The sequence below is a fragment of the Ignavibacteriales bacterium genome (assembly GCA_026390595.1).
Taxonomy (GTDB): Bacteria; Bacteroidota; Ignavibacteria; order UBA10030; family UBA10030; genus UBA9647.
Genome location: JAPLFQ010000029.1, coordinates 1 through 10,598, shown reverse-complemented (window position 1 = coordinate 10,598; position 10,598 = coordinate 1). Strand labels below are relative to the sequence as shown.

Here is a 10,598-nt window from a genome sequence, read left to right as displayed (position 1 = left end):
GCGCGGGTTGGCGTTTTCGGGATGGTGCTAAGTCCCTGTCCGGAAGCCAGCCTTGCACTCCTGGGACGTATGTACCCGCGCGATTTCAATTCATTTCATGGCGCAGGCTTCAGCGAGAACAGACAAAACAACGTGAATGAATCCGGTTTGTATTGCGGGATCTCCCTTCGGCCCGCTTCCTGGCTCAGTCTGGATTCGTACTGGGACCAGTTTACGTTTCCATGGCGAACAGCCTCAACAAGCTTCCCCTCAAACGGCAGCGAAGTGTTTCTGAGGGTGCAGGCAAACCTATCCAGGAGGACGAGTGTCGAGGTGCACTTCCGCCGCAAGGACAAGTCATCGGATCTCTCAGCGATCAATGCATGGGGGCTCCCTCTTGTAAGCGACGAGCGCAGGGTCCAACAGAATTTCAGGGTGACCCTCACGCTCGGCTCCCCGGAATCACTGAGCTGGAGGAGCCGTATCGAGGCCGTCTCGGTGCGGCATTCGCTCAGAGCCGGACGAGAGACCGGTTTGCTCACATTCCAGGATGTTTCGTTTGTCCCTCTGCCGCGCACTTCTGTGGCTGTGAGGATTGTAGCGTTCGACACGCCCTCGTTTGATTCGCGGGTGTATGAGTATGAAGAGGAAGTCCCCGGGGCATCTCAGACCCCCGCGCTGTATGGGAAAGGATTCAGATGGTACTGCATCGGCCGGTGTGAATTGATCGGACGGGTGGGGATGTCCGTCAAGTATTCCCAAACGAGACGGGACGCATTGAGAAACTGCGCATTTTTGGGCTGGACAGCATCCCCGCAGCCTGACGATCGCCTCACCATCCAGATCGACGTGAGATTGTAGGATGATTTGACTAACCGACTTGAATTCTTTAGATTCATCAACAAGTTGTACGGCAACGTGCTCTTGCACATTGTCTCCGGCAATTGAGATGCTGAAGCCCTTCCCTACCACCCATTCAAGGAGAGACCGAATGAAACGCATTGCAATTCTTGCCTTGCTCCTCCTGACAGCGCTCGCCCTCCATTCGCAGACAAAGTATAAGCTTCCTCCGAAAGAAGTCGTGGATATCCTTGATGCTTCCCCGACGCCTTTGGTGACCGTGAACCCGAAGGGAGACGCTTTGCTTCTGGTCGAATACGAAGCTCATCCGCCTATTGCGCTCCTCGCTCGTCCTTTCCTCCGGTTGGCCGGCGTCCGGCTCGATCCGCAGCTGAATTCCAGGCAGCGTCTGACGCAGTATACCGGTATCTCCGTGAAGTGGTTTGACGGCGGAAAGACTGTCCGCGTCGAGCTTCCCCCGTCAGCGAAGGTCGGGATTCCGCAATGGTCGAACGACGGAAGAAAGATTGCCTTTACGCGGGATGTCGGAAATGGCGTCGAGCTATGGACCGCCGATGCAGTGACGGGGAAGGCTGCAGCAATTCCCGGCGTGCGTGTGAATGATGTGCTTGGCTCGCCATTCGACTGGGCACAAGACAATTCGAGCCTTCTCGTGAAACTCGTTCCGATGGGGTCGAGGATGGCTCCCGAAGAACCAAAAGTACCTCTTGGTCCGGTCGTCGAGGAATCATACGGCAAAGTATCAAGGGTGCCGACATATCAGGATCTCCTGAAGGATCCGCAGGACGAGAGGCTTTTCGGGTTCTTCGCGATGTCACAGCTCGCTCTTGTAAACACGGTGACGGGTGAATTGAAACCAGTCGGCGCGCCCGGTATTATTTCCTCGGTCTCCTATTCTCCTGATGAACGATTTATTCTAGTGACACAGCTGAAAGCCCCTTATTCATACCGCGTCCCGTATAACCTCTTTGCCCGAAAAACAGAGGTGTGGGATCCCAGCGGAAATCTCGTGGCAACGATTTCAGATCTCGGAATATCCGATGAAGTTCCCCCACAGGGAGTACCCACAGGCCCGCGCAGCGTCGAATGGCAGGCACTCCATAGTGCTACGCTCGTATGGGCTGAAGCTCTTGACGGCGGAGATCCAACGAAGAAGGTTCCGTTCAGGGATGTCCTCATGAGATTCGAATCACCCTTCAAGGGATCTCCTGCAGAAGTCTTGAAGGTCCAGCACCGATACTCCGGGATGGAATGGACAGCGAATCGAGACAAAGTAATATATTCTGAAACTGACCGCGACCGGCGATGGCGGACATCGTCCCTCGTGGATCTGAGCAAACCCGGCGACGCGCGCAAGGTGCTCTTCGATTTGAGCATGAACGATGCCTACAATGATCCCGGGCGGCCCGTCATGGAGTCGCGTGCTGACGGCCAGAGGGTGATCGCGCAGGACGGAGATTGGATCTATCTTTCCGGTAACGGCGCCTCCGCTCAAGGGGACAGACCATTCCTGGACAAATACAGCCTCGCGACCGGAAAGAAGGAGAGACTGTCCTGGTCGGATGAAAAAGGTCTCGAGCGGTTCGTCGCTTTCGTCAAGGCGTCCCGGTTGAGTGTCGTCACGCGATACGAATCCAAGACTGAAGTGCCAAACTATTTCATCCGGGACATGAAGGCCAGGAGCAGGAAAGCTCTGACGGAATTCAAAGATCCAGCGCCGCAGCTCACAGGCATGAGCAAGGAACTTGTCAAATACAGCCGGCCGGATGGTGTGGCTCTGTCCGGAACGCTGTACCTTCCGCCTGGATATAAAACAGGCACGAAGCTGCCCGTGCTCATCTGGGCCTATCCACTTGAGTACTCCGATGCCGGCACTGCAGGACAGGTGCGCGGGTCACCGAATGCGTTCACATTCTTCAGGGGGCCATCGCCTCTCTTCTTTGTGACGCAGGGATACGCGGTGTTGATGGACGCAACGATGCCGGTGATCGGCGATCCCGAAACGATGAACAATACGTTTGTTGAGCAGATTGTCGCTTCGGCGAAGGCGGCCATAGACAAGCTCGATTCCCTCGGTGTGGCTGACAGGAGTCGTGTGCTCGTCTCCGGTCACAGCTATGGAGCATTCATGACGGCAAACCTCCTTGCTCACTCCGATTTCTTCGCTGCTGGTATAGCGAGGAGCGGAGCCTACAACAGGACACTGACGCCGTTTGGTTTTCAGAGCGAGCGGCGGTCGTTCTGGGAGGCGACGGATCTCTACATGAAGGTCTCTCCATTCACGTACGCGAACAAGATCAAGAAACCCCTGCTCCTGATCCATGGCGAAGCGGACAATAACACCGGCACGTTCCCGATCCAGTCAGAGCGGATGTTCCAGGCGATCAGGGGACACGGCGGTACCTCCAGACTTGTGCTCTTGCCCTTCGAGGCTCACGGATATTCAGGCCGGGAATCGGTTTTGCACGTTCTGGCAGAGATGTTTGAATGGGGGGACAAATACGTGAAGAACAAGAAGTAGCGCTGACGGATTTGTCTCTGTCGTATTGAAAACGGGGAACCGGCCAGGCTGGTTTCCCGTTTCATTATGGAGGCCAATCACATGCTCCATCTGCATCAGAATCTCATAAACGAAAGGAATTGCGCATGAAAAGATTCCCGGCTTTATTATTCGTCCTTGGTTTGCTCCTCGCTCCGGTTCTTCGTGCTGGTGAAGAGCTCAAGAAGATCACTGATTTCACGCTCGAGGATTACAACGGTGTGAAACATTCGCTCTCGGAGTTCAAGGACTCAAAAGCGATCGTTCTCATGTTCATTGCCACTCAATGTCCGGTCTCGAATGCCTACAACGAACGAATGGCAGCGCTGCAGAAGGACTACTCCGCCAAAGGAGTGAAGTTCGTCGGCATCAACGCAAACAAACAAGAGGGAGTGGAAGAAGTCAAAAGCCACGCGAAAGAGCACAGCTTCACGTTCACAATCCTGAAGGATTGGAACAACGTGGTTGCCGATAAGCTTGGAGCGTCGGTAACTCCGGAAATATATCTCCTCAATCCAAATCTTGAAATCCTCTACCATGGAAGAATCGACGATTCACAGCGCGAGAACAAGGTGGTTTCGAAAGATCTCCGCGCGGCTCTCGACCTGGTTCTTGGCGGCAAGCCCATCCCGGTGCGCGAGACAAAAGCGTTTGGATGCTCGATTAAGCGGGTCCAATGAAACAGAAGTTGCTGTTCACCGTTTGCCTGATTCTTGTGGTCATCGTGTGGATGGATTGCCGCCCGAAAGACCCGGGGAATAAGCCGTCGGGTGCTGTACCGCAGAAGGCGGCGGAGGAAGTCGGTCTGGTTGATCCCATTGACCAGGCAGGGCTGACGAAGCTCATCGGGCAGAGAAACGGCAAAATCCTCTTTGTGAACATCTGGGCAACCTGGTGCGCTCCCTGCGTGGAAGAGTTTCCTGATCTGGTGAAACTCGCTCGGGCCTGCAAGGATTCCGGCGTGGAAGTCGTAGGGATCAGTGCGGATTACCCTGATGAAGTGGAATCGAAGATCCTTCCATTCCTTCGTAAACAGAATGTTCCGTTCCGCACGTACGTTGCAAAGTTCAAGCGCCAGGAAGACTTCATCAATAGTGTAGATCCGAAGTGGAGCGGTGCGCTGCCCGCTACGCTCATCGTCGACACCACGGGCAAGCGGCGGATCTTTCGTGTCGGTGCCGGTTCATTCGAGATATTTAAGAGCATGATCGACTCGGCGAGGATGAGACCGAAGGGTCCCTCGTAGCTGGCCATGGAGTGAGGTGATTGCGAGAGTCGTAGTCACTGAGGGTCTTCGCCCGCTGCTGCAGGGAGCGACCCACTGACCGCCTTTATTATAGGCGATTTTTTTTGTACTTTCGATATACTATGGCATCAGGAGAGAATAAGACAGTAGTGGTTGCAATGAGCGGCGGAGTCGATTCTTCCGTGGCCGCGGCGCTTCTGAAGGAGCAAGGATACGACGTCATCGGAATCACCATGAAGACCTATGACTTCGGTGAAGTGGGGGGCAATGTGGCAAATGAGACAAGTTGCTGCGGACTCGGTGCCATGAATGACGCGCGGCTTGTGGCTGCACACATCGGGATTCCACATTATGTTGTAGATTTCCGCGAGGCTTTTGGTCACCACGTTATCGAGAACTTTGTGGACGAGTACCTCCAGGGTCGGACGCCGAATCCATGCGTCATCTGCAACCGCGAAATTAAGTGGGGGGAGCTGCTTCGCAAAACCGACGCGTTGGGTGCCCGGTATCTTGCAACGGGTCACTACGCCCGCATCCGATTCGATACTTCGCGTCAGCGATATGTGATCTCGAAGGCGGTCAACGAAGCGAAGGACCAGTCATATGCGCTCTGGGGGCTTTCTCAGGAAGCACTGAGCCGGACGATGTTTCCTCTCGGGCACATGAAGAAACAGGAGGTCCGTGATCTTGCCAAGCGATTTGGCCTGCGAAACGCCTCGAAGGAGGAGAGTTTTGAAATCTGCTTCGTCGCCGACAACAACTATGAACGCTTTCTGAAGGAACGGATTCCAGATCTTGACTCGAAAGTTTCCGGTGGCGAGATTGTCATGGACGGCAAGGTCGTGGGGAAGCATAACGGTTATCCGTTCTATACCATTGGTCAGCGACGGGGGATCGGCGCGTTCGGGAAGCCTGTCTATGTGACCGGGATTGAGAAAGAATCAAACACGATTCGGATCGGAGTAAACGCTGATTTGATGCACAAGGGGCTGACAGCACGTCAGGTGAATTTGGTGGGGAGAGATACTCTGACCGAAGGGATGACGGTGCAGGTGAAGGTGCGCTACAAAGATGATCCTTCGCCTGCGTCAGTTTTCAGTGAACGCGACGGATCGATCCGTGTCGAATTCGAGAACCCAAAAAGGGCCGTCACTCCCGGGCAATCCGTCGTTCTTTACGATGATGAAGACCTCTTGGGAGGCGGAATCATCGATAGCGTCCTATAATGGAACAATCCCAAGCCAAACAGAGCTGCAGCCGTTGATGACCGGGGGTGTACGACGGGCTTCGCAAGTTGTCCGGTAGCCGAACCCGGCAAATGACACCACATAGCCGAATTCAGAGAAACTTTCGAATACATAAGCCGTCTATCACTCAGTTCAGTGTGGAACAACAGCGCGACGATTTCGAGCTTGCCGAAGCATTCCGCAAAGGAGACGAAAAGGCCTTTGAGGAGATCGTGCGCCGTTATCAGCGGCAGGTCGCGAACATCATCTATCTCACTCTGGGGAACAGGGACGAGGTCGATGATCTGAGCCAGGAAGTGTTTGTGCGTGTCTTCCGTTCGCTCTATCGTTTTGAGTTCGACTCCTCGCTGTACTCCTGGATCTACCGGATTGCCGTCAATCTGTGCATCGACGAGATTCGAAAGAAGAAGATCCGAAAACTGATACCGCTCGATTTTCTCACCGAGAAGAAATTCGAGGGAGAGAAACGGACAAAGGATATTCTCACGGGCTCTGATGAGCTCCTGCTGAAGGAAAAGAAAGAGATCATTCGCGGAGCGCTTGATCGTCTGTCTGCTATCCACAGAACGGTCATCCTCTTGCGGGAATACCAGGATCTCACGTACGGTGAGATCGCCAAGACCCTGCGCATTTCGCCGCAGGCAGTGAAGTCACGGATCTTCCGCGCACGGGAAGAGTTGCGGGAATTGCTGAAAGGTTATTTTCAGGAGCGAAGATGAACCATACAGAAATGCACCGAATGCTTTCGGCGTTTGTCGATAACGAGCTGAGCCAGGTTGAGTCAGAACAAGTTCGACAGCACGTTTCCGGCTGCCCGGGTTGTCAGCATCGTCTTCAGGAGCTCGCATCGATACGCGCGAGAATTCGCGAAGCCGCAACAGTGAATCTTCCCGACAACTTCGTGTATTCAGTGCAGCGCTCTGTCCGTCGTGACCAGCAGGAATCGATTGTATGGCTGGGAACTGAACAATTCGCCCGCAATGTTGTTGTCGCGTTATTTGTGCTGGTTTTTGCTGTCGTCGTCTTCGGGAGCATGCTGAAGCCGCAACAGGCAATCGGTGTCGACAGGTACCTGAGCGGCGAACAGACGGATTCGGCCGCGCACGTGGTGCTGGGGAGCCAGCAGGCGATCTCAAAAGACGATGTGATGATGGCAGTCCTTTCGAAATGAGGCAATGGACCATGGAACTTAAGACCAAAACATTTGTCTTTATCGTCCTGAGCTTTCTGCTGGGCGGCGTCGCCGGTGGATTCATCGGGAGAACGTATTTCGGCTCTCCTCCGGGTGGCCGTCGGCCACCCAATCGTGTTGAAATGCAGAAACAATTCACCGACCGTTTGAAGCTCACAACGGTTCAGAGCACGAAGGTGGACTCGATTCTCGAATCATTCAAGGACAATTTCAGCCAGGTGCAATCGCAGTACTGGCAGTCGTTCCACGTAAAGCGCGATACATTGAGAATGTCGATCAGGGCTCTCCTCACGATAGACCAGAATAAGCTCTTTGACGAGTACATCCGGGAGATGGATCAGCGTGAGGCCCGGCACCGCGATACCACCGCGCGTTAACGTTCGCGTATCTTGTCCTGCTTCATAGTGACGCAGCACCCGCCAAAAGAACAAATACGATAAGGAGTCGTACTAGATGAAAAGGATCTATATCTACGGAGGTATCGCTGTATTTGCACTTGCAGCGTTGGCATACTACTTTTTTGGAACAGGCAAGAAGGCTGAGCAGGCACAGTTGGGACAAGTACAACGGCTCGTGAAGGTCACGCGCGGCGATTTAAACCTGACCGTATCCTCCAATGGCGTTGTGCAGCCGATCAACAAAGTCGAAATCCGATCGAAGGCGGGGGGACAGATCCTTCAGTTGAATTTCGAAGAAGGTTCGTTTGTCCAGAAAGGCGATTTGCTCGTGATCGTCGATACCACGCAGACGAAGAACGACTATGAGCAATCAAAGGCGGATTTGGCGTCGGCCACACAGGCTTTGGCGCAGGCGGAAAACAATTCCCGTCGCTCGCAGGAACTGTACGCGAAGAAACTGATTTCCGACCAGGAAGTAGATCAGTCAAAAGTGGACCTGGTCAGGGCGCAGACGTCGGTCGTGCGGGGGAAAGCAGCTCTTTCCACGAACGAGGACAAATTGCGCGATACCCGTGTGCTCGCACCGATTACAGGAGTGATTCTCTCACGAAGCGTCGACCTCGGCCAGATTATTTCCTCGGCTGTCTCGAACGTTGGTGGGGGCACGGTCCTCGCGACGGTCGCCAATATGGAAGAGGTATATGTCAATACAAACGTCGATGAAGTTGACATCGGCAAGGTGGTTATCGGGCAGAGTGCGAAGGTGGTCGCCGATGCTTTCCCAGAAGACGCATTCACCGGCGAGGTCGTGAGGATTGCACCACTTGGAAAGACGCAGCAAAATGTTACGACATTCAACGTTGTTGTGGTGGTGAAAAACATCGGTGGCAAGCTTAAAGCCGGTATGAGTTCGTCCGTGGATATCGAAATATTCCGTCGCCGGAACGTTCTTCTTGTTCCCAACGAAGCACTGAAGGACCCGAAAAGCGATCAGGGGAAAGCGCTCGTGGCATCGATAAAGGTCGACAGTACGAAGAAGCCAGCTGATGAGGCAGGCAAGTCCGTCGCGAAAGTCGAGCCCAAAGTCGAGAAGGAACTGACGATTGAGCAGATTCGTGAGAAGATGCAAACGGCGGCACCGGAAGAGCGGGACAAACTGCGTCAGCAAATGCGCGAGAAGTTTCAGAAGATGTCCCCCGAGGAACGGCAAAAGATGTTCTCCCAATCCCAGCGCGGCGGCGGCCAGGGCGGATCAGGCGGAGGCGGATTTGGCGGTGGCGGCATGACGGGTGGTGGTGGAATGGCCGGTGGGATGATGGGGGGCGGCGATGGAAACCGGCAGCGTCGACAATCGCAGGTCGCGGATGTGAACGAAGTGAAGGAGAGAGTGATTGTTATCAAAGAGGGAACAGAGCTGACGCCGAGACTCGTGAAGGTGGGCGCCAGCAACTTCGATTATGCGGAAGTCATCGAAGGAGTGAAGGAGGGCGAGGAGATCCAGGTAACGACGATCTCGCGCGCTAAAATTGCCGCCGAGCAGATGAACGACCGGATGAGAAGCATGGGCGGTATTGGCGGTATGACGGGCGGCGGCGGACGTACTCCGGGACGATGAGGACACCACTATGAATTTCAAAGAAAGCTTCCTGACGGCGCTTGGAGCTCTCCTCGCGAACAAGTTGCGCGCACTTCTGACAATGCTGGGTATCATTATCGGCGTTGCGGCAGTGATCACCATGATCGCGATCGGGGAGGGGGCGCAGAAGGCTGTGATTGAACGCATTCAGTCAATGGGTACGAATCTTCTGTTTATCTCTCCTGGTGCGCAGCGCGGCGGCGGTGTTACAGTGATTCAGTTCGGTACCAGCGTGCGTCTCAAGAACGCCGACGCAACTGCACTGGTGAGCAATGTGCCGGGCGCGGAAGCGATCGTGCCGGAAGTAAGTCGTCAGGCCCAGGTCAAGTATCAGAACCGAAACTGGAATACGCGCATCGTCGGCACCGTGCCTGAGTATGAAGAGGTGCGAAGTTTCAAGGCTGTCCAGGGACGGTACTTCACACACGCCGAGGAACTCGGCGTCGCAAAAGTCTGTGTTATTGGACAGTCCCTCGTCGACAACCTGTTTCCGAATGCCGATCCGATCGGGAAGCTCATCCGGATCTCGGGCGACAATTACGAGGTTGTGGGCATCCTGGAAACGAAAGGTCAGAGCGGTTTCCAGAATCCGGACGATCAGATCATCGTGCCTCTCTCGACAGCCCAGCGTCGGTTGTTTGGTATCGATTATCTTTCGCAGATTACGGCCCGGGTTGTCTCTGATCAGAAAATGGACGAGGCGTTCTACGACATCGAGCGTATCCTGCGGCGGGAACACAAGCTCCGGGAAGACCAGGACAACGATTTTACAATCCGGAACCAGGCCGACATCATTGCAACCTTCCAGGAAACTCAACAAACGTTCACGTTCCTTCTCGCCGGGATTGCTGCCGTCTCTCTGCTCGTGGGTGGGATCGGCATCATGAATATCATGATTGTGTCGGTGACGGAGCGAACAAAAGAGATCGGAGTCCGGAAGGCCATCGGTGCCCGCCGGAATGATATCATGTGGCAGTTTCTTATCGAATCAGTAGTGATGAGCGTATGTGGCGGATTGCTCGGCATCGGGTTAGGGATCCTCGCCGCGTACCTGATCACGACGTATGGCAATATGACGCCGATTATCTCACTCAATTCGATTGCGGTGAGCTTCTTCTTCGCATCGTTTGTGGGAGTGTTCTTCGGCATCTATCCGGCCTGGAAAGCTGCTAATTCCAATGTCATCGACGCTCTCAGGTACGAATAGCAGCCGGTTTGTTCAGCCCGGCTTCGACGACCGGGGGCGCGATGGTTTCGCCGTCTGAACGACGTCCATAGAGGCAGCGATCTTCGGGTTGCTGCCTTTTTCATTTCCTGCCTTGGGTTGGGCATTTCTTCATCCCTGCCATTGCACGAGCTTTTCGCGGGGGATCGAATCTTGCTTGGCGATGCCGAGTTTTCTATATTCCTGCGACACCATAATCCCGCAACTTGGATTTTCCACTCCAACCGACCAGGCAAGGAACCTATGACCACGGACAGGATCAAGCATCTTCTCGA

Annotated in this window: 10 protein-coding genes; all 10 read left to right on the top strand. The window is 54.4% G+C overall.

Annotation, left to right across the window (positions count from 1 at the left end; all coding sequences use genetic code 11):
- A partial coding sequence (locus tag NTU47_15940) for a hypothetical protein (GenBank protein MCX6135296.1) occupies nucleotides 1-840 on the top strand: 840 nt, incomplete at its 5' end.
- Nucleotides 841-970: 130 nt separating this feature from the next.
- Nucleotides 971-3,361, top strand: a complete 2,391-nt coding sequence (locus NTU47_15935) for a prolyl oligopeptidase family serine peptidase (protein ID MCX6135295.1) — start codon at nucleotides 971-973, stop codon at nucleotides 3,359-3,361.
- A gap of 125 nt (nucleotides 3,362-3,486) precedes the next feature.
- Entirely contained in the window at nucleotides 3,487-4,059 is a 573-nt protein-coding gene (locus tag NTU47_15930) for a thioredoxin family protein (GenBank protein MCX6135294.1), read from the top strand.
- The gene (locus tag NTU47_15925) at nucleotides 4,056-4,625 is read left to right on the top strand and encodes a TlpA disulfide reductase family protein (protein ID MCX6135293.1); all 570 of its coding nucleotides are present in this window, start codon (nucleotides 4,056-4,058) and stop codon (nucleotides 4,623-4,625) included. Before NTU47_15930 ends, NTU47_15925 begins: the two co-directional genes overlap by 4 nt.
- A gap of 122 nt (nucleotides 4,626-4,747) precedes the next feature.
- Nucleotides 4,748-5,851, top strand: a complete 1,104-nt coding sequence (mnmA, locus tag NTU47_15920) for a tRNA 2-thiouridine(34) synthase MnmA (GenBank protein ID MCX6135292.1) — start codon at nucleotides 4,748-4,750, stop codon at nucleotides 5,849-5,851.
- A gap of 158 nt (nucleotides 5,852-6,009) precedes the next feature.
- A complete protein-coding gene (locus NTU47_15915; protein ID MCX6135291.1) occupies nucleotides 6,010-6,591 on the top strand; it encodes a sigma-70 family RNA polymerase sigma factor in 582 nt (193 codons plus the stop codon).
- Between the two features lie 11 nt (nucleotides 6,592-6,602).
- Nucleotides 6,603-7,043 carry a zf-HC2 domain-containing protein gene (locus tag NTU47_15910; GenBank protein ID MCX6135290.1) on the top strand — a complete coding sequence of 147 codons (441 nt, stop codon included), beginning with the start codon at nucleotides 6,603-6,605 and terminating at the stop codon, nucleotides 7,041-7,043.
- An 11-nt stretch (nucleotides 7,044-7,054) separates the two neighbouring features.
- Nucleotides 7,055-7,441: a hypothetical protein gene (locus NTU47_15905; GenBank protein MCX6135289.1), complete on the top strand. Its 387-nt coding sequence runs from the start codon at nucleotides 7,055-7,057 to the stop codon at nucleotides 7,439-7,441.
- Nucleotides 7,442-7,517: 76 nt separating this feature from the next.
- Nucleotides 7,518-9,077 carry an efflux RND transporter periplasmic adaptor subunit gene (locus tag NTU47_15900; GenBank protein ID MCX6135288.1) on the top strand — a complete coding sequence of 520 codons (1,560 nt, stop codon included), beginning with the start codon at nucleotides 7,518-7,520 and terminating at the stop codon, nucleotides 9,075-9,077.
- Nucleotides 9,078-9,087: 10 nt separating this feature from the next.
- On the top strand, nucleotides 9,088-10,305 hold the full coding sequence (locus NTU47_15895) for an ABC transporter permease (GenBank protein MCX6135287.1): 1,218 nt from the start codon (nucleotides 9,088-9,090) through the stop codon (nucleotides 10,303-10,305).
- Nucleotides 10,306-10,598: the final 293 nt, after the last annotated feature.

Bases quoted from the DNA above. Each gene is read 5' to 3' on its own strand.
- NTU47_15900 (MCX6135288.1), top strand. From the start codon at position 7,518: ATGAAAAGGATCTATATCTACGGAGGTATCGCTGTATTTGCACTTGCA.
- NTU47_15925 (MCX6135293.1), top strand. From the start codon at position 4,056: ATGAAACAGAAGTTGCTGTTCACCGTTTGCCTGATTCTTGTGGTCATC.
- NTU47_15910 (MCX6135290.1), top strand. From the start codon at position 6,603: ATGCACCGAATGCTTTCGGCGTTTGTCGATAACGAGCTGAGCCAGGTT.
- mnmA (MCX6135292.1), top strand. From the start codon at position 4,748: ATGGCATCAGGAGAGAATAAGACAGTAGTGGTTGCAATGAGCGGCGGA.
- NTU47_15895 (MCX6135287.1), top strand. From the start codon at position 9,088: ATGAATTTCAAAGAAAGCTTCCTGACGGCGCTTGGAGCTCTCCTCGCG.
- NTU47_15930 (MCX6135294.1), top strand. From the start codon at position 3,487: ATGAAAAGATTCCCGGCTTTATTATTCGTCCTTGGTTTGCTCCTCGCT.
- NTU47_15905 (MCX6135289.1), top strand. From the start codon at position 7,055: ATGGAACTTAAGACCAAAACATTTGTCTTTATCGTCCTGAGCTTTCTG.
- NTU47_15935 (MCX6135295.1), top strand. From the start codon at position 971: ATGAAACGCATTGCAATTCTTGCCTTGCTCCTCCTGACAGCGCTCGCC.